The sequence below is a fragment of the Kitasatospora sp. NPDC004614 genome, assembly GCF_042873675.1.
Taxonomy (GTDB): domain Bacteria; phylum Actinomycetota; class Actinomycetes; order Streptomycetales; family Streptomycetaceae; genus Kitasatospora.
In genome coordinates, this window is sequence record NZ_JBIALR010000004.1 from 99947 (window position 1) to 120466 (window position 20520).

At 71.2% G+C, this 20520-nt stretch carries 19 protein-coding genes and 3 pseudogenes; 17 read left to right on the forward strand and 5 right to left on the reverse strand.

From position 1 onward, the window contains the following. Positions 1 to 27: 27 nt before the first annotated feature. Together ACFYST_RS12630 and ACFYST_RS12635 are read right to left on the reverse strand one after the other, a co-directional pair. Positions 28 to 522, reverse strand: coding sequence for a VOC family protein (locus tag ACFYST_RS12630; protein ID WP_387861649.1), 495 nt, complete (start codon positions 520 to 522; stop codon positions 28 to 30). 236 nt (positions 523 to 758) lie between these two features. Next, a complete protein-coding gene (locus ACFYST_RS12635) occupies positions 759 to 1229 on the reverse strand; it encodes a hypothetical protein (protein ID WP_387861650.1) in 471 nt (156 codons plus the stop codon). Positions 1230 to 1444: 215 nt separating this feature from the next. Here ACFYST_RS12635 and def point away from each other — a divergent pair, with 215 nt between their 5' ends. From def to ACFYST_RS12695, 12 genes and pseudogenes are all read left to right on the forward strand, one after another. Next, positions 1445 to 1990, forward strand: coding sequence for a peptide deformylase (gene def / locus ACFYST_RS12640; RefSeq protein ID WP_387642877.1), 546 nt, complete (start codon positions 1445 to 1447; stop codon positions 1988 to 1990). 230 nt (positions 1991 to 2220) lie between these two features. After that, positions 2221 to 3153, forward strand: coding sequence for a methionyl-tRNA formyltransferase (gene fmt, locus ACFYST_RS12645; protein WP_387861932.1), 933 nt, complete (start codon positions 2221 to 2223; stop codon positions 3151 to 3153). A gap of 108 nt (positions 3154 to 3261) precedes the next feature. After that, positions 3262 to 4695 carry an RsmB/NOP family class I SAM-dependent RNA methyltransferase gene (locus ACFYST_RS12650; RefSeq protein WP_387861651.1) on the forward strand — a complete coding sequence of 478 codons (1434 nt, stop codon included), beginning with the start codon at positions 3262 to 3264 and terminating at the stop codon, positions 4693 to 4695. Between the two features lie 204 nt (positions 4696 to 4899). After that, positions 4900 to 5094, forward strand: a pseudogene (locus tag ACFYST_RS12655) (hypothetical protein); the annotation flags it as partial. Between the two features lie 243 nt (positions 5095 to 5337). Next, positions 5338 to 5574: an HNH endonuclease gene (locus tag ACFYST_RS12660; protein WP_387861934.1), complete on the forward strand. Its 237-nt coding sequence runs from the start codon at positions 5338 to 5340 to the stop codon at positions 5572 to 5574. 25 nt (positions 5575 to 5599) lie between these two features. Beyond that, positions 5600 to 6109 carry an RICIN domain-containing protein gene (locus ACFYST_RS12665; protein WP_387861653.1) on the forward strand — a complete coding sequence of 170 codons (510 nt, stop codon included), beginning with the start codon at positions 5600 to 5602 and terminating at the stop codon, positions 6107 to 6109. Between the two features lie 664 nt (positions 6110 to 6773). Next, positions 6774 to 7046: pseudogene (locus ACFYST_RS12670) on the forward strand (helix-turn-helix domain-containing protein); the annotation flags it as partial. Between the two features lie 91 nt (positions 7047 to 7137). Then, the gene (locus tag ACFYST_RS12675; protein WP_387861655.1) at positions 7138 to 7671 is read left to right on the forward strand and encodes a transposase; all 534 of its coding nucleotides are present in this window, start codon (positions 7138 to 7140) and stop codon (positions 7669 to 7671) included. Between the two features lie 254 nt (positions 7672 to 7925). After that, positions 7926 to 8141: a hypothetical protein gene (locus ACFYST_RS12680; RefSeq protein WP_387861656.1), complete on the forward strand. Its 216-nt coding sequence runs from the start codon at positions 7926 to 7928 to the stop codon at positions 8139 to 8141. 131 nt (positions 8142 to 8272) lie between these two features. Next, positions 8273 to 8635: a hypothetical protein gene (locus ACFYST_RS12685; RefSeq protein ID WP_041128917.1), complete on the forward strand. Its 363-nt coding sequence runs from the start codon at positions 8273 to 8275 to the stop codon at positions 8633 to 8635. Positions 8636 to 8860: 225 nt separating this feature from the next. Beyond that, positions 8861 to 9184: a major capsid protein gene (locus tag ACFYST_RS12690; RefSeq protein WP_387861659.1), complete on the forward strand. Its 324-nt coding sequence runs from the start codon at positions 8861 to 8863 to the stop codon at positions 9182 to 9184. 328 nt (positions 9185 to 9512) lie between these two features. Beyond that, positions 9513 to 9806: a hypothetical protein gene (locus ACFYST_RS12695; RefSeq protein ID WP_387861661.1), complete on the forward strand. Its 294-nt coding sequence runs from the start codon at positions 9513 to 9515 to the stop codon at positions 9804 to 9806. 218 nt (positions 9807 to 10024) lie between these two features. Here the strand turns inward: ACFYST_RS12695 and ACFYST_RS12700 are convergent, their stop codons facing one another. After that, positions 10025 to 10249, reverse strand: a complete 225-nt coding sequence (locus ACFYST_RS12700; RefSeq protein WP_387861662.1) for a DUF397 domain-containing protein — start codon at positions 10247 to 10249, stop codon at positions 10025 to 10027. Beyond that, complete coding sequence (locus tag ACFYST_RS12705; protein WP_387861663.1) at positions 10236 to 11027, reverse strand: Scr1 family TA system antitoxin-like transcriptional regulator; 792 nt, start codon at positions 11025 to 11027, stop codon at positions 10236 to 10238. The genes ACFYST_RS12700 and ACFYST_RS12705 overlap by 14 nt, the downstream gene beginning before the upstream one ends. Before the next feature lie 179 nt (positions 11028 to 11206). Between ACFYST_RS12705 and ACFYST_RS12710 the strand changes: the two are divergent. Both ACFYST_RS12710 and ACFYST_RS12715 read left to right on the forward strand, forming a co-directional pair. Continuing rightward, a pseudogene (locus ACFYST_RS12710) lies at positions 11207 to 11548 on the forward strand (hypothetical protein); the annotation flags it as partial. Between the two features lie 577 nt (positions 11549 to 12125). Beyond that, positions 12126 to 12524 carry a hypothetical protein gene (locus ACFYST_RS12715; protein WP_387861664.1) on the forward strand — a complete coding sequence of 133 codons (399 nt, stop codon included), beginning with the start codon at positions 12126 to 12128 and terminating at the stop codon, positions 12522 to 12524. 499 nt (positions 12525 to 13023) lie between these two features. On the opposite strand, the gene ACFYST_RS12720 is transcribed toward ACFYST_RS12715, so the two are convergent. After that, positions 13024 to 13713, reverse strand: coding sequence for a TetR/AcrR family transcriptional regulator (locus ACFYST_RS12720; protein ID WP_387861666.1), 690 nt, complete (start codon positions 13711 to 13713; stop codon positions 13024 to 13026). A 119-nt stretch (positions 13714 to 13832) separates the two neighbouring features. Here ACFYST_RS12720 and ACFYST_RS12725 point away from each other — a divergent pair, with 119 nt between their 5' ends. The 3 genes from ACFYST_RS12725 to ACFYST_RS12735 all read left to right on the forward strand — a co-directional run bounded on the left by ACFYST_RS12725 (position 13833) and on the right by ACFYST_RS12735 (position 20082). Then, positions 13833 to 14165 (forward strand): trypco2 family protein, encoded by a 333-nt coding sequence (locus ACFYST_RS12725; protein ID WP_387642874.1) that lies wholly within the window; start codon positions 13833 to 13835, stop codon positions 14163 to 14165. Between the two features lie 76 nt (positions 14166 to 14241). Further along, entirely contained in the window at positions 14242 to 19887 is a 5646-nt protein-coding gene (locus ACFYST_RS12730) for a hypothetical protein (protein ID WP_387642873.1), read from the forward strand. A 48-nt stretch (positions 19888 to 19935) separates the two neighbouring features. Beyond that, entirely contained in the window at positions 19936 to 20082 is a 147-nt protein-coding gene (locus tag ACFYST_RS12735) for a hypothetical protein (RefSeq protein ID WP_387642872.1), read from the forward strand. Positions 20083 to 20520 lie beyond the last annotated feature (438 nt).

Consider the following 20520-nt stretch of genomic DNA (forward strand, 5'->3'; position numbering starts at 1 on the left):
GGGTCCGTGGCTCGCGGGGTGTCGACGTCAGCTCGCGAAGCCGCCCTTGGGCTGGATGATCTCCAGGTTGGTGCCGTCCGGGTCGTTGAAGTAGGCGACCTTGGTGCCCAGCGCCGACTCCGGGGTGACCTCGCCGGCCAGGAAGGTGTAGTCGTCGCCGAGGAAGCCGTACCCCGCCTCCTTCATCCGGCCGAGGACGGCGTCGAAGTCGTCGACCCGGAAGCACAGGTGCATCGAGCCCGGGCGGTTGGCCGCGCCGTTGGTGCGGTAGCCGATCGGCTGCTGGAACTCGATCAGGTCGATGCCGAGGCTGTTGTCCAGGTTGATGGTGGCGTAGCGGAGCTTCGCCGACGGCAGGCCCTGGGAGAGGCCGAACGGGACGCTGTGCATGGTCTCGTCGGCGACGACCGGCTCCCGGCCGGTCAGGGCGCGGTAGAACTCGATCGAGGTGTCCAGGTCGGAGACGGAGATGCCGACATGGGCGGCACGGGTCAGGTTCATCGGGGTATTGGCCACGGCCATGGGATCGATCCCTCTCGTCGGCGCAGGATGGCGTGCGAGATCGATTCTTGGACGGGAGGGGGAGGGGGACCACCGGGGTGGGGGGAATGGGTACGAAATTTTTGGGCGCGGGGAGAGCTGGGCGACAAGCGCAAGCCGGTCCGTGAGGTCGCGAGCACGTGCAAGTCATTGTCGTGCGTCGCGATCTTGCTGGCGGGTGCGTTCCCCTTCGCGCAGTTCCCCGCGCCCCTGCTTCCTTACCGGGTGCGCTGGGGCATCAAGGGGCTGGCCTGGCGGGCCTGGGGGATCGGGGGCCGGGGGGTGGGGGGTGCCGGGGGCGCCGCCTCGGTTTCGCGGGGGGCGGGGAGGAGTTCGGTGGTGGGGCGGCGGACGCCGTAGCGGCGGTGGACGGCCTGCTTGGTGACGCCGAGGGCGGAGCCGACGGAGTCCCAGGAGAAGCCGAGGGCGCGGTCGAACTCGACGGCGGCGGCGACCAGGGTTTCGACGCTTTCGCGCAGTTCCTGGGCGAGCCGGACGGTGGGGGCGGGGGCCCGGCCGTAGACCACGAAGCCGGCGGAGGTGCTGGGGCGGCGCGGGCGGTAGACGTTGCCCAGCTGGGCGGTGAGCGTGCGGAGGGCGTCGACCTGGCGACGAACCCGTTCGATGTCCCGCACCAGCAGGTGAAGGGACGCCCTGGCCCGGGCGTCGTGGTTGATCTGCTCGGCCATGGCCTGGTTGCCACCTCTCGGTCGGGTCGCGTGCTCGGGGCGCTCGCGCGTCCCGGTCAATTCGCATTGACCAACGCACGTCGGGTCGTTGGGTCACGCCCGGAGTGCGAGTCGGGATTTGTCGGTGACCGCTCCGAACAGGTGACGGGGATTGCATAGACTTCCCGGTAGGTCGTTGTTCACATCCCGTTCCGGGTGCAGAGGGAGTCGCAGTCTTGGCAGTTCAGCCGATCCGGATCTTCGGTGACCCCGTGCTGCGGTCCGCCGCGAAGCCGGTGGTCACCTTCGACAAGGAGCTGCGGAGGCTGGTGAAGGACCTCACGGACACCATGCTGGAGGCGCCGGGCGCGGGCCTCGCGGCGCCGCAACTGGGCGTCTCGTTGCGGGTGTTCACGTACAACGTGGACGGTGTGGTGGGGCATCTGATCAACCCCGACCTGTCGTTGACCGAGGAGGAGCAGGACGGCCCCGAGGGCTGCCTGTCGCTGCCCGGGCTGCGGTTCGACACCAAGCGGGCGTTCGGCGTGGTGGCGAAGGGCTTCAACATGTACGGGGACCCGGTGACGGTGGAGGGCACCGAGCTGCTGTCGCGGTGCATCCAGCACGAGACCGACCACCTGGACGGGATCATCTTCATCGACCGGCTGGACCGGGAGACCCGGAAGGCGGCGATGAAGGCGATCCGGGAGGCGGACTGGGGCGGGGCTCCGGCGCCGACGGTGAAGATCTCGCCGCATTCCACGTTCGGCGTCATTCGCTGACGGGTTCGACGCCGAGCGCCCGTTGGTGCCCCGCGTTTCGACGTGTTTCCACGTATTTCCACGTGCTTCGACGTGTTTCGACGGGATTGCGGGATTGTCGCAGGGGTCGATGAGCCGAAGGCCCGATGAGCCGGAGGCCCGATCAAGTGACGATCATTTTCCGGCAATCCGATGTTCTGACCAGTGGGACTTCCTGCTGGTCGGTGTGACTTCAAGAAAGGCCCATGCCCGTGCGTCTCGTCTTCGCCGGCACCCCCGAGGTAGCCGTTCCCGCCCTGGACGCCCTGCTGGCCTCCCGGCACGAGGTGGTCGCCGTGGTGACCCGCCCCGACGCGCCGGCCGGGCGCGGGCGCAAGCTGGTGGCCAGCCCCGTCGCGCAGCGCGCCGAGGAGGCGGGCATCGAGGTGCTCAAGCCGGCCCGTCCCAGTGAGTCGGAGTTCATGGCCCGGCTGGCCGAGATCGCCCCCGACTGCTGCCCGGTGGTGGCGTACGGCGCGCTGATCCGTCCCGGTGCGCTGGAGATCCCGGTGCACGGCTGGGTGAACCTGCACTTCTCGCTGCTGCCCGCGTGGCGCGGCGCGGCCCCCGTCCAGCACTCGATCATGGCGGGCGACGAGGTGACCGGCGCGTCCACCTTCCGGATCCAGGAGGGCCTGGACGACGGCCCCGTGTTCGGCGTCCTGACCGAGACGGTCAAGCCCACCGACACCAGCGGCGACCTGCTCGGCCGGCTCGCGCACGCGGGCGCGGACCTGCTGGTGCGCACCATGGACGCGATCGAGGACGGCCAGGCCCGCCCCGAGCCGCAGCCCGTGGACGGGGTGTCGCTGGCGCCGAAGATCACCGTCGAGGACGCCCGGATCGAGTGGACCCACCCCGCGCTGCGGGTCGACCGGGTGGTGCGCGGCTGCGCGCCCGCGCCCGGCGCGTGGACCACGTTCCGCGGCGAGCGGCTCAAGGTGACCGGCCCCGTGCGGCTGCTGCCCGGTGAAGTCGGCCTGGCGGCAGGGGAGTTGGCCGTCAGCAAGAACAGTGTGCGGGTCGGCACCGGCAGCCACGAGGTGGAGCTCGGCGAGGTCCGCCCGCAGGGCAAGAAGGCGATGCCGGCCGCCGACTGGGCGCGCGGCGCGCGGATCGAGTCCGGCGAGCGCTTCGAGGGCTGACGCCGGTTGATGTCCGGTTCGGCCGGGTCTCGTCCTAGAATTCGGGGTGAGGCCCGGCCGCGCTGCCGGGTCGGACCTGATCCGCAGCACTTTGTTTCGAGGCACCCGTTGAGCACCCCCGCCGGCGCCAAGCGCGCCCCCCGTCCGCACCGTCGCCCCAAGAAGGACCCGGCCCGGATCGTCGCGTTCCGCGCGCTGCGCGCCGTCGACGAGCGCGACGCGTACGCCAACCTGATCCTGCCGTCGCTGCTCCGCGAGGCCGAGCGCAAGGGCATGGAGCGCCGCGACGCCGCGCTCGCCACCGAGCTGGTCTACGGCACGCTGCGCGGCCAGGGCACCTACGACGCGATCATCGCCGCCTGCGTGGACCGCCCGCTGCGCGAGGTCGACCCGCCGGTGCTGGACGTCCTCTCGCTCGGCGCGCACCAGCTGCTCGGCACCCGCATCCCCAGCCACGCCGCCGTCTCCGCGACCGTCGAACTCGCCCGCGTGGTGCTGGGCGACGGCCGCGCCAAGTTCGTCAACGCCGTGCTGCGCAAGATCAGCGCGCAGGACCTGGACGGCTGGGTCGCCCAGGTCGCCCCGCCGTACGAGGACGACGCCGAGGACCACCTCGCCGTAGTGCACTCGCACCCGCGCTGGGTGGTCTCCTCGCTGTGGGACGCGCTCGGCCGCTGGCAGCCCGAGGACGCCGGCCGCGCCGCGATGGAGCGCCTGCTGGAGGCCGACAACGCCCGCCCCGAGGTGACGCTGGTCGCCCGCCCCGGCCGCTCCGACGTCGCAGAACTGCGCGAGGCGCTGCCGGAGGCCGAGGACGGCCGCTGGTCCCCGTACGCGCTGCGGCTCGCCGAGGGCGGCGACCCCGCCGGGCTGGACGCCGTCCGCGAGAACCGGGCCGGCGTGCAGGACGAGGGCAGCCAGCTGGTCGCGCTCGCACTCGCCAACGCCCCCGTGGACGGCCCCGACCGGCTCTGGCTGGACGGCTGCGCCGGTCCCGGCGGCAAGGCCGCGCTGCTCGGCGCGATCGCCGCTTCGCGCGGGGCGGCCCTGGTCGCCTCCGAGAAGCAGCCGCACCGCGCCCGGCTGGTGGCGCGTGCGCTGAACGGGAATCCCGGGCCGTATGCGGTCATTACGGCGGACGGTACGCAAGGGGCTTGGCAGGAAGGGGCGTTCGACCGGGTGCTGGTGGACGTGCCGTGCTCCGGTCTGGGTGCGCTGCGACGTCGGCCGGAGGCGCGGTGGCGTCGTCGGCCGGAGGACATTGCCGGATTCGGGCCGCTGCAGCGGGAGTTGCTGCGGAACGCGCTGGACGCGGCGCGGGTCGGCGGCGTGGTCGGCTACGCGACGTGCTCGCCGCACCTGGCCGAGACGCGCGCCGTGGTGGACGACGTGCTGCGCGGCCGCGAGGACGTGGAGTGGGTCGACGCCCGGCCGCTGCTGCCGGGCGTGCCGGAGCTGGGGGACGGGCCGGACGTTCAGCTTTGGCCGCACCTGCATGGGACGGACGCGATGTATCTGGCGTTGCTGCGGCGGACTGCCTGAGGTTCGGCGCTGCGCGAGCGCTCACCGGTCCGTGAGGTCGCGTGCACGTGCAAGTGATTGTCGTGCGTCGCGATCTTGCGGTGGGGTGCGTTCCCCTTCGCCGAGTGATCCGGGTTCACACCTCTGGAGTGAGCCCCCGTGTCTACCGCCCTCGCCCCCGCGCCCCGGACCCGTCACACGCACTCGTCCCCCTCCTCCGAGGGTATGGACAACTCAAGCAACGGGCTTCCCGGCACCGAGCGCACCGTGTTCGCCCGGCCCCTCCGTGGGGTCCGGGCGATCCGTCTGTCCGTCCTCACCGACGAGACGACCAGCCCGGAGCGTCAGCGCGATTCGTGCGACGCTGCCGCCGCGCAGTTGAACATCGACTTCGGCGAGGGCGAGAACCTGCGCGAGGCACCATCCAACGCTGAGAGGGGTCACCGTGCACTGTGTCGACTGCCTCTCGCCCCCGACCCACCGGGGCCGCTGCGAAGCCCACCACAGGGCCCGCGAAGCCCGTCCGTCCGTGCCCGCCGCGCTCACCAGGCGGTGACAGCCCGAGGGAACAGCGCTGCGGCGAGGCTCCGGAAGGCCCTGCGGAAGTCGGGGTGGGTGACGTGCGCGCGGTGCCGGCTGGAGTTCCTTCCGTCCACGGTGGACGTGGACCACATCACGCCGCTTGCCCTCGGGGGCGAGGACATTGACGAGAACGTCCAACCGCTGTGCCGACCGTGCCACAAGGCGAAGACCTGCGAGGACTTCGGAACGAGTAACAGCGCGCCAGCCACAAACTGCCCATTCGAGCGGACCGAGCCACCTAACCGTCGCACCGCTTGCAGAGGCCGCCATGGCGGCGCAGCATGGCGTTCGTGTCCAACCGGACACGGACAGTGCTGATTGCTTTGAGGCAAGGGAGTCTTTCGTGCGCATTCGATCCACCTGCGCCATCGCCGCTTTGGCGCTGGGCGCCACCGTACTTGGGTCGGGCACCGCTGACGCAACGGGGCCGTTGAGCGGCACCAAGATCCGCAACTGGCAGACCGGTGCCGTCCTTGGCGTCGCCGGCAACTCGACAGTCGGTGGCGCGCTGCTCCAGTACCAGTCCGACACCGGCGACTTGGCTCAGAAATGGGCCATCGATCCGGTCACCAGCAACACCTTCCTGTTGCGCAACCTCAACAGCGATATGTGTGTAACGGTCTTGGGCACCAGCACCAACGGCAGCGAGGTCCAGCAGCGTCCGTGCGATTCCCGGTGGGACGAACAGACCTTCACCATGATCGACTCCAGCAAGCCCAGCCGGTACCAACTGCGCAACCAGGCATTCAACATGTGCCTGTACCCCTACAGCGCCAGTGCCCCCAGCGCCGTCTATGTCGCGGGCTGTAGCGCCAGCAACAACTACGCAACCCACTCGTTCGACGTCCGCTGACCTCACTTCGAGCCGGGCCCCCTCGCTATGAGGGGGCCTACTCATGCCTCCAGCAGAGAAGAGGTCATAACGTCCTTTCGGGGTGGCCCCACCCTGCCGTGGAGGTCTCCCGTGCCACGCCGACCCCGCCCCCCGTGCACAGTCCCGGGTGCCCCGAGCTGACCGCCCGTGGTGGACGCTGTGCTGAACACCAGCGCGAGGCAGAGCAGCAGCGAGACATGGCAGCAGAGCGCGGCTACGACGCCCAGCGTTGGGCACGCATTCGCCGGGCCTACCTGTACACACACCCGTGGTGCCTGCTGTGCGCGAAGCCGGCGACCGTCGCCGACCACTTCCCCGAGTCGCGCCGCTCACTGGTCGCGCGTGGTGCCGCTGATCCTGACGCGTGGTCGTGCCTCCGTCCGCTGTGTACGCAGTGTCACAGCCGTGAGACGGCTGTTCACCAGCCCGGAGGCTGGGCTTCGGAGCGCCAAAAGCCCGCAAAGGGCCTTTGACCTATGGCTTTACCCAGGGGGTGACTCCCTCCCCTCCTGACCTTGACCGGGCGGGAGGCAAAAAACCCCGATGGCCAATACAGCCATTCTTGCGGGGCTACTTGAACTTGATTGGGTGATGTCGGACCGTTCGCCTGATGGTGGTCGGTCCGTTCCGGTAGCCCTGAACTGTGAGATACGCGCAGGGCGGCGGGTTGACCGACGTCGGGAGGGCCGCGAGGGAGCGGGTCCGGCTGCAGGCCGTGACACGCTTCCAAGGCGGGCAGAAGAACAGGGAGATCGCTGCGACGCTGCGGGTCAGTGAGCGGTCTGTGGAACGGTGGCGCCGTCAGTGGCGCGAGCGCGGTGAAGCGGGGGTCCTGTCGAAGGGATCGCCGGGGCGGCCGAGACTGGGCGAAGCACAGATCGCGAGGCTGGAACGGGAACTGGAGCGTGGGCCGCTGGTCCACGGCTGGGCCGACCAGCGGTGGACACTGGCCCGGATCAAGACCGCCGCCACGCGCGAGAAGCTGGGGACGCAAGGGCTCAACGCCAGTGGTCCGGGTCCGTGGCCGGGGCTCGGGCCGGGTGTCCATAGCCGGGTTGACCTGCTACAAGCCGGGGAAGCGGTCCCGGACGTTCTACTCGGTCCGCGAGTACCGGGGCCGCAAGGGCGAGCCGAAGGGCACCGGCTGGCGCGACCTGTGCGACCTGCTGGTCAGAGCGCACATCCAGCTCGGCGGCCCGATCGTGCTGGTCTGGGACAACCTGCGCATGCACCTGGTCGAGGCGATGCGCCGATTCATCGCCGACCACGCGGACTGGCTCACCGTCTTCCAACTTCCGAGTTACGCACCGGACTTGAACCCGCAAGAGGGCATCTGGTCACTGGTCAAACGCGACATCGGCAACCTCGCCGCAGCCGACCTCGGCCAGATCACTCGCGCCGTCAAGCGCAGGCTCAAGCAGATCCAGTACCGTCCGGACCTGGTCGACGGCTGCCTGACCAGCACCGGCCTGATCACGGACGACTGGCCGGCATCACGCATTCAAGCTCAGGCAGTAGCTTCGAGTGTTTCTAGACAGTGACTAAAATTCGCCCTTGAATGACAGTGTGGCGGTCAGTAAATTTAGCTGCCCGCCGGACTGTAGTCCGGCGTCGTAGGTCGATATGCAGGGAGACAGGGATGCGCAGCAGGTTTCGAACCTGCCGCTGACTCGTGAAACGCGGGCCAGCGGGGTTCTTCATTAGCTTGGTTGCCCTGACAAGGCACCGTCTGAGGGAGATGTATGCCCTCAGTCGGACACCAGGTGACCCCGCTCGCGTATCCGAGGAGTGCACCTTGCTGGACCGTTTGATCGACCTCCTGTCTCAGACCCGGACCCTCCGCGCCCTGCTGGACTTCTGCACCGTCGTGGTCCGTCTGCTGCCCGCGTTGGTCGTGATCGTGGCGCTCATCCCCTCGTTCGTCGTCTTCGCGTTCATCTCCGCCGGGGCACGCAGGTCGGTTCTCGACATCGTGGACCGCCTCGCGAACTGGACCCTCGCCCGCTACTGAACTCGATTGAGTGATGTCGGTGCCGTTCGCCTGACAGCTGGCCGGCGGCACCGACCTGGCCCTGTGAGCGTCGGGTCGACGGACCCGAAATTGGTCGAAGCCCGAAGCTGCTGGTCAGCTACGGTGGCGGCATGCCTGAAAGTCTGCCCGAGGATGTAGCTGACGTGCTTGGCCTCGTCCTGAACCCGGACGAGCCGATTCACGTCGCCCTCCGACGGCAGGTGCCCCAACTCAGGGTGCAATCCCGCTGCAAGTGTGGGTGCGGCACTGCCTACTTCGACCTTGACGCCGACGCGTTGGAGCCCGCGCCAACGGGCCCCGGCACCGTCGTGGCTGCCGATGTACAGCTGTTCACCGAAACCGGCGAGTGCCCTGGTGAGGTCTTGGTCTTCGCGCAAGGCGGCTACCTCTCATGGCTGGAGGTCTGTTCTTGGAGCGATGACGTCGAGGTGAACCTCTCCGCGGCACGGCGCTGGCTACAGCCGTCGTCCTGAACCCGAGCCGGTAACAGCCGAGTCTCGGACCCTGACGCCGCCACCACGAGTCGACCGACATCACGAGTTCAAGTTCAGTAGCGGTCCAACTCGCCTTCCATCTCGGGAAATTGAGGTCATCGTTAAGCGCTCGCATCGCCGTCGCACGCCGCAGTCGAGCGATAGAGACGACGTATGGGGACTGAACTCCCCACCCTGCATGGAGAATCAGGAGAAAACATCACCATGGCACTCACCCTTGCCGAGTCCGCGAAGTTCTCGATCGACAATCTTCAGCGCGGCGTGGTCGAGACCTTCGTCCAGGAATCGCCGATCCTCGACCGGCTGCCACTGATCCAGTTCGAGGGAACCCCGTTCCGCTACAACGAGGAGTCCGCCCCTCTCAGCGTCTCATTTCGTGTGGTCAACGAGGCGTACCCGGAGAGTGTGGGCGCGGTCAGTCCGCGTATCGAGACCCTGGCGATCCTCGGCGGCGACAGCGACGTCGACAAGTTCATCGTCAAGACGCGCGGCAACATCAACGAGCAGCGCGCGATCCAGGAGCCATGAAGGTCAAGGCCGCGTCGGTCCACTCCTCCGACCAGTTCTTCAAGGGCGACACGATGGTGAACCCGCTCGGCTTCGACGGGCTGCGCAAGCGCCTCATTGGCCGCCAGGTCCTCGACGCCAAGGGCGCCGGGCCCGTCTCCAGCGGCTACGACTTCTTCGACGCCCTGGACGCGCTCACCGCGCAGGTGTGCGGGATCACCAGCCAGAACGGCGCGGCGTACATAAACGCCGCGATCATCGCGAAGATCCGTTCCGGGTTCCGCCGGCTCGGCGGCTCCGAACTGCTGACCGCGCAGATCCACGGCAAGGAAGCGGCAAGGAAGTCACCATGTGGAACGGCATCCCGATGCTCGACCCCGGCCAGAAGCTCGACGGCACCGACGTCCTCCCGCTCACCACCGGTACCGGCGGCAAGGAGACCGGCGACATCTACGCCGTCCGGTTCGGCACCTCCGACGCCGACGCAGGAGTCACCGGACTCACCAACGGCGGCATCCAGGTGACCGACCTCGGAGAGGCCCACGACAAGCCCGTGTTTCGAACCCGGATCGAGTTCTATTGCGGCATCGCCCTGTTCGGAGGCAAGGCCGCTGCCCGACTGACGAACGTCCTCGCCGGCTGACTCTGCAGCGCTGAACAACGCCCCGCCTTGTCCTCCTCCTGCGGGCGGTCGGGGCGGGGCCTTTGCCGCTTCCATGATCTCTTGAGCGTGCCGGTTGACTGTCCCGGTGCCGACCGCCACGCACGCCCTGGCGGCCGAGGCGCTCGCCGTCGTCGCGCGACACAGCGAAGCCCCCGGCGTCGGGGGCTCAACTGTCGAGTAAAAGACCTGAGTCACTGTCAGGCGTTGCCGAACTTGCCGTTTCCCGCCGCTTCGGCGAAGGCAGCCCAGGCGGAAGGGGAGACAGAAAGAGAAGGCCCGTGCGGGTCCTTGCTGTCCCGAACGAACAGCACTGCGTGCGAGGTTACGTAGTCAGTGGTGATCTCTACACACTGGCCACCGTTGCCACTGAACGAACTCTTGAACCAACGAGCGGCGCTCAGGTCGACGTCATGTTCCATCATGTGACAGTTCCTTCCGGGCCTGGCGGATCAACGCGCGCGACGATGTTCGGGAGAGCGCTTCCACCTGAAGCCGATCGTAGTCCCTGCCCCACGTCGCAACCGACTCCTTATCCCTCTCCAGGTATCCGCGTTGGTGTGTCTCGGTATAGCCCAGAGTCGAGCCGTCCGGCATGGTCAAGAGCGTCAGCGCATGTAGGAAGGGCTGTGACGCCCCCATTTTGAACGGGGCCACCTGAATGATCACGCTGGGACGAAGCGACAGGTCTTCCAGATGCGCGAGCTGCCGGCTCAGAACGTCACGGCCCCCTACCTCGGTCCGAAGGCAGCTCTCGTCCAGCACCGCGTGGATCAGTGGAGGTGAGACTCGACCAAGGGTGTTGGCTTGGCGTGCAAGCAGATGCGCGGCCCGCTCCTCTGCCTGCTCAGGTGTAGCACTGCCCCGTTCAACGGCGGCTCGCTCCAGCTCCGTGGTGAACTCCGGAGTCTGTAGCAGGCCGTGCGGGATGACCCGTTCATACAAGCGGATGGCCACAGCCCTGCCTTCGGCCACGGCGTACTCCGGGAAGCCTTCAAGGAATGCTTGGTTGCCAATCTGCCAGAACATCAGCTCCAGGGTTCCGCCGGTGCCGAACGCCATGTCTGCCCGCCGAGCCAGTTCGATTGTGGGATTGCGCTCCGCTCTTTCGATGGACGACACGTAGCTGTCGCTGATGTTCAGCGCCCGTCCCGCCTCAACCTGAGTCAGGCCTAACGCCTCACGTGACCTGCGGAGTTGCACTCCAAAAGCCGCGGCTGGACCTGATGAGGGGTCAAGTGCTGTCTTTCGCAAGCCTGATCACTTCCAGTTGCCGGAGTCCCACACGGTAGGACTGTGCAGCGCGAATGACTTCCGATCGTAGCCCCCTGCGTCCAAGCTGGTTACACACCGAAAGTGACAGGAGACAGGCGGTGACCACCATGTACGTGTCCGGGCTCCCGCCCGTCCCGAACCTGGCGATGCGGGAACTGCGTGGCAATCTCTCACCGAGGGAGTTCGCCACGAAGATTCGCAGGGCCGGTCGGGAGATCGGCGAGCACGTGTCGTGCGACGCGCGCTACATCGGGCGGGTGGAGGCCGGCGAGATCCGCTGTCCCTACTACGTCTACCGGCGGGTGTTCCAGCACATGTGGCCGGACAAGTCGCTGGCGGACCTCGGGTTCGTCCCGCGCGGGGCGGTTCGCGGCCGTCCGCCGGTGAAGCCGGAGCCGGAGCCTCCTCCGACCCGGCCCCCTGTACAGCCCGCCCCAGCGCCCGCGCCACGGAGCTGAGGCGGGCGACCAGCCCACTCGGTGAGTCATCTGGGTGCCTGTCGCCGACCACTCCCGGGTGGGCGGCTGCGGAACGGTCGGCTGTCCGCGTGTTGCCCGCCCGTGCTGACGGGCTCGGGGCAATGCGGCAGGAGCGGGCAGCCGGCCGGCGCCGGTGGCTTCACACCATGGTGGCAACACCTGGCGCGAGCCCCGCCGCTGCGCGCCGGCGGCGATGGCCGCGAACACCCGCGCGGCGTGATTGAACGGAAAGCTGCTCAGATGACGCATGCCCCGAAGACCGTCGAAGACCGCCGCTCGAAGAGCGTTTCCGTGACCGCGCAAGGTGGATATCGGACGCCCTGCACAAGTTGTTCGGGCGTCCCGCGCTCACCCTGGCGGTCAGGGGTGGGGGTCTCAAGGTCACGATCCGAATAGACCCGTCCGAGATGACGACCGAGATGACGAAGGCAGTCCTTCACGTACTCGCTCGCGGCGATGCGTACGGCCACGACAGGGTTCCGCGCCGCAACGGCGTGTGGTCCGAAGTCCGCCAGCCCTCCGAAGAAGAAGATGAGGTGCCACAGCAATGACCCGCTTGCCCGTCCCCGTCCCGCACTTCTCGCCCGCCCACCGCGACCTGGTGTGGCGTGCGGTCCGGCCCGACCCGGACGGCATCCTGATTCCGGCAGGCGTGCTCATCGCCGAATCGATCGAGGGCGTGGTCCTGACCGTGGCCGACGACCACCGGAACCGGGTGCTCGTTCTCGATCCGGACTACTGGGCCGATCTGTGCGACGCCGTCAAGTCCGGCGTGCTGGACGGGGTGCTCGGGGGCCGCATCATGTGCGAGGACCCGGACCGCCCCCTCAACCCCGCGACGGCGACGCCCGCGAGCGAGCCCACCGCCGCCACCATCACGCCCTCTCTCGGTCGAAGCTCGAAACGACCCCGGAACCGACTTTCGAGTTCGAGCCCGAGCCCGTGAACGTGGTGCCGCTGTGGGAGCGGAACGAAGAACGACAGCGAGTCGGGAGGCGGCGTGCGCTCGCGGCAGCATCCAAGGGACTGCCCGATCCTGGCTACTCCTACGAAGGTGCACACACCCTTGCCGGGGCGGTGGCGTGATGACCATCGCCACCACCCTCAAGCCGATCTGTGGCGCGCCCCGCCCGGGAATGGTCGCCGGAGCCCCGTGCAACCGTGACCCGTTCCATCGCCACGACCGCCGGAACCGCGACGGAGAGACCTGGCCCCGGGTAGTCCCGATCCGGTGTGTCCGGTGCCGCGGGGAAGCCGTCCGCCCCGCCCCCGTGGGCCACCAGGAAGCGACCAGCGGGCCCGGCTGCACCCGGTGGGCATGCTCACCCAACTGCCCCGAGTAGAAGCCTCTGAGAAGCCCCGTCCGGTCCGATCCGGGCGGGGCGCCCTTCGCTCCCGTAGAACTACCAATCCGGATCGCTCCGATCGCGCAGTTCCTCGCGCCCCTAGCCCTCGACCAGGGCCGTGAGGAGGCGTTGGAGGCCGCGTTCGAAGGTGGTGTCGGTGTCGGGTGGGGTGGCGCTCTCGGCGAGGGTGGCGGCGAGGTGGGGGTACTGGCCGGTGGCGGTGGCGGTCTGGAGGTAACGGACCAGGTCGGTGAGCCAGCGGTGGCCGGCGGCGGTGGAGCGGTGTTGCCAGTCGGTGAATTGGCAGACGTAGCCGGTCAGTTGGGAGAAGGCTTCCATTTTGGCGGTGCCGTCGAGGGGGGTTCCGGCGAGTGCGGCGAGGTGGTACTCGGTGACACGGAGGCCGTTCGGGCCGAGGCCGGGGCGGTGGGCGATCAGGGTGGTGGCCCAGGTGTGTCGGGTGAGGACGGTTCGCAACTGGTGGGCGAGCAGGGTGAGATCGGTTCGCCAGTCGCCGGTGGGGTGTTCAGGTAGGTCGTATTCGCCGGCGAGCACGTCGACCATCAGGTCGAAGAGGTGCTCCTTTTTCGGCACGTAGTTGTACAACGACATGGTGCCGGCGCCGAGTTCGGCGGCGATCCGGCGCATCGTCACCGCGTCCAGGCCCTCGCGGTCGGCGAGGTCGACTGCTGCCCGGGCGATCGACGTCCGGCTGTGTGCCGGGCGGGGGCCGCGGCCGGAGTGTTCCGGGCGCAGCCAGATCAGCTCGGGTTCCTCGCCGGACGACATTGTTGGATCACCTCGGCGGTCAGTCTACGCAAGTGACGGACGTATTCCGCTGCGGGCACGGGGGGCGGCGGCCTACCGTGGTGCCCGCCGAAGTGGCAGGACGTCAGAGAGGGTTGGGCATGGACATTCCGCTGGTGGATGCGGTGGCGGCGGTGCGGGACGAGTTGTTGGCGGCGGCCCGGGTCGGGGGTGAGCACCCGGATCTGGTGTTCGCGGTGGGGCCGGTGGAGATGGAGTTCGAGGTCGAACTGCGGGCCGACACCAAGGCGAAGGGCGGGTTCAAGATTTTCGCGGTCGGCGCGGAGGTCGAGGCGGGCGCTTCGCGCGGCCGGACGCACCGGGTTTCGTTCACGCTGACCCCGCGCGCTGCGAACGGTGGTGACCTGCTGGTGCACGGCGACCCGACCCGTCCGTCGGGTCCGGGTGACACCTCGGACCGCATCCCGGAGTAGCGGGCCGTCGGGCAGGGCTGCGTTCGCCGGTCCCGTCCGGGGCCGGCGGTACACCGCGGGCGAGGGGAGGGGCCGGGTGGATCGGCGACGGGTGGTGGGGGTGGACGCGCTGGCCGGGCCGGCGTCCGGCTGTGCGATCGGCGGGCGGCTGGTGCTGACGTCGGCGCACGCGGTGGCGGGGCCGTCGGGTGGGGGCGCGGCGGCTGTCGGGGTGCGGGTGCGGGTGTTCCGGCCGGGGGAGGCGGGGACGTTCGGCGCGGTCGTGGTGTGGTGCGGCCACGTCGGGGGCCGGGACGACGCGGCGCTGCTGCGGGTGGACGACGGCCCGGGTTGGGCCGAGCCGCGGCCGGTGCGCTGGGGGCGGCTGGTCACCGACCGGACCGGGGTGGACTGCCAGGCGTGGGGCCTGCCGGAGCATGCCCAGCGCGACGGCTGGGCGGCGCAGGTGGAGCAGTCGTCCGGGTGGCTGAACCCGGGCACCGGGTACGTCGCCGACCGGTACGTGATGACGGTGCGCGAGAGTGCGCCGGGCTGGGACCGGCCGGTGCCGGTGTGGGGCGGGATGTCGGGCGGCGCGGTGTTCTGCGGGCCGCTGCTGACCGGCGTGGTGACGGCCGAGCGCGCGTACAGCGGCAACGGTCAGCTGGTGCTGTCGCCCGCGTACGCGCTGCACCACGATCCGGCGTTCGGGGCCGCGCTGGCCGCCCACGGCCTCCTGGTCGCCGATCTGGAGGCCGTAGAACTGCACGAACTGGCGGACCAGGCGGCCCATCCCGAGCGGTACGGCGCGCCGGCGCGTTCGCCCGCGGCGCTGCTGCACGCCACCCGCCGGATCGTCCCGTTCCACGGCCGGGACGCGCTGCTGGGGCAGCTGCGGAACTGGTCCGAACCGGCCGGGTTCGATGCCTGCCTGGTGCACGGGCCGGCCGGCCAGGGCAAGACCCGGCTGGCACAGGAGTTCGCCCGTGAACAGGCCGCGCGGGGCTGGGCGGTGCTCTGGCCGCAGCCCGCGCTGGGCGCCGACGAGCTGCTCGAGCTGCGCGAGGTGACCAGGCCGCTGCTGGTGGTGCTCGACTATGCGGAGAGCCGCACCGAACAGCTGGTCGGGCTGGTCCGGGCGGCGGCGGACCACTCGGGAAGCCGACCGTTCAAGGTCCTGCTGCTGGCCCGCGCCCGCGGCGACTGGTGGGAACGCGACCTGCGCAGCCGGATCGGGGAGCAGTTGGACGGCGCGCCGGAGTGGGCGCTGGGCGGGCTGGAGGACGATCTGCCCGCGGACCGGCCGGAGCTGTACCGGGCGGTGGTGGAGCGGTTCGCGGCGGCACTGCCCGCGCTGCCCGGGTGCGACGGGCCGGACTGGGCGGCGCTCGCCGCGGCGCAGACCGGCCCCGGCGGGCTCGGCGGGAAGCGGTACAGCAACCCTCTCACCCTGCACATGACCGCACTGGCGGACCTGCTGGACGCCGCCCGCCCGGGCGCGCACCGGGGCGGCGCGCAGCGGGTCGAGGACCGGCTGCTCGACCACGAGCGCAGCTACTGGGTGCGTGCCGCGCAGGCGCGCGGGCTCGCTTCCGTGCTGTCGCCGGACACCCTGGAGGCGGCGCTCGCCGCCGCCCACCTGTGCGGTGCCGCGACCCTGGAGCAGGCACGCGAGCTGTGGCTGCGCGTCCCGGTGGTCGCGGACCAGCCGACGGACATGCGCGAGCGCGTCACCCGCTGGCTCGCCGACCTGTACCCGGTGGCTCCGCCGCACCCCTTCGGCGCCCTGCAGCCGGACCGGCTCGCCGAGCGGCAGGTGGCCCGGGTGCTGCTGGCCGACCCCGGCCTGGCGGGCGGGCTGGTGGCGGGGGCGGACCGGGCCCAGCGGGCGCAGCTCGTCACCGTCTACGTGCGGGCGGCCGCGGACCCGCTGCTGGCCGGCGGTCTGGACCGGCACCTCACCGAGTTGTGCGTCCGGCACCACGACCGGCTGGCCCGGGCAGTGGTCGACGCCGCCACCCGCAGCGCCCGGCCCGCGCCGCTGGTCGCCGCGCTGCGCGCCGTGATCGAGGACCGCGGCCGTTCGCTTCTCGAACTGCGGCTGCTGCAGGCGCTGTTCCCGCCGGTGAGCGTGGTGCTGGCGGACACGGCGGTGCAGCTCGGACAACGGGTCGTCGACGAGTGCCGGGCGGCGGACCCGGGCGGCGGGGAATCGGCGCTGGCGGCGGCGCTGCGGGACCTCGCCGAGGCGTTCGGTGAGGTCGGGCGTCTCGACGAAGCGGTGGCGACCGCCCGGGAGTCCGTGGAGCTGCGGCGGCGCCTCGCGGAGCGCGACCCGGAGAAACAACTGCCGCGGCTCGCACTGGCGTTGGGCACGCTGTCGAAGGTGCTGCTGCTGGCGGGTCGCAACCAGGAGTCGCTGCCGGTGCTCCGGGAGGCGGTCGTGGTGGGCCGGGGACTGACCGGGCTGGACGGCGACCATCCGCTGGACGCGGCCGTTTCGGGGCTGGCGGTGCGGCCGCCGGACGCGGAGCTGTCGCAGGCCACCCGGGAGTCCGTGGAGCGGTTCCGCCTGCTGGCCGCCGCGGACGCGTGGGCGTATCTGCCGAACCTGGCGCTGATGCTGGCCCTGCAGGCGGCGGGCCTGGCCGATGCCGGGCTCATCGGGGAGGCGGTCACGGTGGCCCGGGAGGCGGTGGAGCGGCTGCGGGCGCAGGCGGATCCGGACCGGGAGATCGTGCTGGTCCGCGTGCTGGCCCTCGGGGTGCTGTCCGGATGCCTGAGCAGTGCGGGCCGGCCCGAGGAGGCGGCCGAGGCGGCGCGGGAGGCGGTGGCGGGCCTGCGGGGGCCGGACGCGGCGGCGGAGCCCGGCCTGGGGCAGATGCTGGCAGGCCTGTCGCGGATCCTGGGCGAGGCGGGCAGCCCCGAGGAGGCCGCGGCGCTCGCCCGGGAGGGAGTCGGTCGGCTGCGGCCGCTGGCGGAGGACGATCCGGACACCCATCTGCACAGTCTGGCGAAGGAGTTGAACAATCTCGCGGTCCAGCTGGGCGGACTGGGCGAGTGGGAGGCGGCGTTGGAGGCGGCGGCCGAGTCGGTGCGGCACCACCGCCGGCTGGCCGGCCTGGGTTCCGGGGTGCACCGGCAGACGCTGGCGGGGTCCCTGGTGGTGCTGTCCAAGGCGTTGAGCGACCTGGGCCGCTGGGAGGAGTCGCTCGCGGCGACCCGGGAGGCGGCCGAGCAGTTCCGGGCGGTCGGGGAGCACCCGCTCGGCCAGGCGATGGCGCTGACGAACGGTGCCCGCGCGCTGCATGCCCAGGGCCGGTACGGGGAGGCGCTGGCGGCCGCCGAGCTGGCTTCCGCCGGATTCCGTGCGCTACCGCCTGGCGGCGGGCGGGACCAGCTGCTCGCCGAGGCGCTGGGGCTGCGGGCCCTGAGCCTCTGCGCGCTGGGCGAGTGGGACGAGGCGGTGGCGCTGGGCCGGGAGTCCCTGGCCACGGGTGGCCGGGCCCCGGGCGCCCGGCAGCGGTCGGCCGCCGCCGTGTTCGCACTGTTCGGCGCGCTGAGCGAGAGCGGCAGGGACGAGGAGGCGCTGTCGGTGATCGCCGGGACGGTCGAGGAGCACCGGGCGCCCGGCGTGCCGCCGGGCGCGCTCGGCGTGGCGCTGACGCTGTACGCGAAGGGGCTCTGCGGCGCCGGCCGGACGGACGAAGCGGTGCTGGTGGGAGAGGAGGCGGTGGATCGCTGCCGGGCGCTGGCCGACCGCAACCCGGCCGCCCATCTGATGGGCCTGTGCCTGGCGTTGAACGTCCAGTCGGCCAGCCTCGGTGCTGACGGGCAGTGGGCGCGGGCGGTGGAGGTGGCGCGCGAGGCCGTCGCGGTATGCCGGCGGGGGCTAGCCGTCCAACCGGAGCTGGTCGAACAGCAGTTGGCGATCGCGCTGGGTGGCCTCGCCACCGGTCTGGGTGAACTGGGCGAGTCGGAGCAGGCGTTGGTGGCCGGGGCGGAGTCGGTGGCGTACTTCCGGTCGGTGGCGGGCCGGTTGTCGAAGGCGTTCGGGCCTGCCCTGGTGGAGGCGTTGCACGCACTGGCCGAGGGACGACGGGCAGCCGGTCGGTGGGCGGAGGCGCTGACGGACCTCGGGGAGGCGGTGGAGATCGGCGAGGCGCTGGCCGAGGCGGATCCCGACCGGCACGCGGAGCTGTACGGACGGGTGGCGAGTCTCCGGGCGGCGATGCTCTCCGCCTCCGGCCGCTGGGCGGAGGCGGTGACGGCGGGCACCGAAGTGGTGGAGCGGTTGCGCCGTTTGGGCCAGGACGGTGGTCAACTGGTGGAATTCACCGGTGCGTTGACGCTTCGAGCAGGCAGCCTGCTGATTCTGGGTCGGTGGGAGGAGGCGCTGGCGGACGCCGAGGAAGCGGTCGGACTGTTGCGCAGATCGCCGGATCGCCCGGCCCGCCTCGCGCTGGCGCTGAGCAGCCTGGCGGAGGCGTTGGTGCCGGCGGGGCGGGCCGAGGAGGCGTTGGCCGCCGGGGCGGAGGCCGTCGAACTGTTCCGGGCGGCCGTCCCGGCCGATGGCCAACGGGTCGAAATGGCCGGGGCGTTGGGGGGCCTGGCCGGCGCTCTGGTGGCATCGGGCCGGTTGCCGGAGGCAGTTGCGGCCACCGAGGAGGCCGCCGGGCTGCTGCGGGCCGCAGCGGCGCACGATCCGCGCACCTGCCAGCCGCTGCTGAAGCGGGTGTTGGCGACCCACCTGCTCCACCTGGGTGCGCTGGGGCGGTGGGAGGAGGTGCTGGTGGTGAGCCGGGAGATTCCGGAGTGGGCCCGGCCGCTTCCCGGGGACGCCCCGCTTGCCGACCGGTCACTGTCGGCGGGCGTCGTGGTGATGCTGGGCCGGGCACTGGCCGAGGCGGATCGGTGGGCGGAGGCCGCGGAGCACTGGGTGGCCGCGTTCCGGCAGTTCGAAGCGTTGGCGCAGGACCGGCCGGAACTGTACCGGGCCGCCCTGGCCGAGGCGGCAGGTCTGCTGGCGGGCGGGCTCCTGGCGCTGGACCGGCCCGCGGAAGCGGCCGCGGTGAACGAGGAAGCGGTGGCGTGGACCCGGGCGGCGGACCTGCCCGGGGCGGCCATGCTCGGGGCGGCGGTCGCGGGCGGGTGGGGCGCGGTCGCCATGGCGCTGGCCCGTCAGGACCGCTTCGCCGAGGCGGCGGAGGCCTGGCGGGAGGCGGTCGGGCACCGGCGGTGGGCGGCCGGGCAGGATCCGGACCGGTGGCTGCCGACACTCGTCGACGCGCTGCACGCCCTGGCCGGCGCGCTGCTCGGTGCGGACCGCCCGGCCGAGTCGCTGGCGGCCGCCCAGGAGTGCACCGTGCTGGGCCGGGCGCTGTTCGAAGCCCGTGACGGCGGTCCCGCGCCTGCGGCGTGGCTGGCCGACGTGCTGGACATTCAGACAATGGGCCTGCACGAGCTGGACCGTCCGGCGGAGGCCGCGGCGGTCGCCGAGGAGTCGGTCGCCTGCCGGCGAGACCTGGCCGCCGCCGATCCCGCGGCCCGGCCCGCCCTGGCGGCGGGACTGGTGCGGCTCGCGGTGTGGCGGGCGGAGGACGGCCGGGACGCCGAGGCCGCGGTCGCGCTGCGTGAAGCGCTCGGTCACTACCGCGTGCTGGTCGAGGACGACCCGGAGACGTTCGCGGAGGAGTTGGAGGAAGTGACGGAGTTTCTCGCGGAGCTCGACGCCGAGGACTGACCGCTCCGCGCCGGGGCCGCGGCCCGGCCCGTCCTGGCGGCGGGACTGGTGCGGCTCGCGGTGTGGCGGGAGGAGGGCGCGCTGCGTGAAGCGTTTGGTCACTACCACGTGCTGGTCGAGGACGATCCGGAGACGTTCGCGGAGGAGTTGGAGGAAGTGCCGGAGTTTCTCGCGGAGCTCGACGTCGAGGACTGACCGCTCCGCGCCGGGCGCCGCCGCGCGAGTAGCGTGGTCGGCGCCTCGTGCCGGTGCGGTCCGGTGCGGCCGTGTCGGCCCGGGGGGCGTGGTGCGCCTGCCGTAGCGTGGTGCGTCGATGCGTCGACGTTGTGCGGCAGATGAAGACCCCGGTTGCCCCGGTGCCGGAACAACCGCTTTCCGCGCCGGAGGAGTTGGGTGAGCAGTGGGCGATCTCCGGATACGCCGCCCGGCTCCGGACCCGGGAGCGTCGGCCCGGTCGGCCGTCGCGGCGGGCCCGCCCCCGGAGCGTCGGCCCGTCGCCATCGGGGCCTGGGTGAGGGGCGCCGGCCGAGGACGCCGTTGCTCCGCCCGTAGTCGGGATCGCCGCGCGCGCCCCACCCGCGTCGGTGCGGACGCCGTCCGAGGTCCGCCCGGTCCAACTCGCTGTCGCTGTCT

Bases quoted from the DNA above. Each gene is read 5' to 3' on its own strand.
- ACFYST_RS12685 (WP_041128917.1), top strand. From the start codon at position 8,273: ATGCCTGAAAGTCTGCCCGAGGATGTAGCTGACGTGCTTGGCCTCGTC.
- ACFYST_RS12635 (WP_387861650.1), bottom strand. From the start codon at position 1,229: ATGGCCGAGCAGATCAACCACGACGCCCGGGCCAGGGCGTCCCTTCAC.
- ACFYST_RS12725 (WP_387642874.1), top strand. From the start codon at position 13,833: ATGGACATTCCGCTGGTGGATGCGGTGGCGGCGGTGCGGGACGAGTTG.
- ACFYST_RS12720 (WP_387861666.1), bottom strand. From the start codon at position 13,713: ATGTCGTCCGGCGAGGAACCCGAGCTGATCTGGCTGCGCCCGGAACAC.
- ACFYST_RS12695 (WP_387861661.1), top strand. From the start codon at position 9,513: ATGTGGAACGGCATCCCGATGCTCGACCCCGGCCAGAAGCTCGACGGC.
- ACFYST_RS12715 (WP_387861664.1), top strand. From the start codon at position 12,126: ATGACCCGCTTGCCCGTCCCCGTCCCGCACTTCTCGCCCGCCCACCGC.
- ACFYST_RS12630 (WP_387861649.1), bottom strand. From the start codon at position 522: ATGGCCGTGGCCAATACCCCGATGAACCTGACCCGTGCCGCCCATGTC.
- ACFYST_RS12700 (WP_387861662.1), bottom strand. From the start codon at position 10,249: ATGATGGAACATGACGTCGACCTGAGCGCCGCTCGTTGGTTCAAGAGT.
- ACFYST_RS12690 (WP_387861659.1), top strand. From the start codon at position 8,861: ATGGCACTCACCCTTGCCGAGTCCGCGAAGTTCTCGATCGACAATCTT.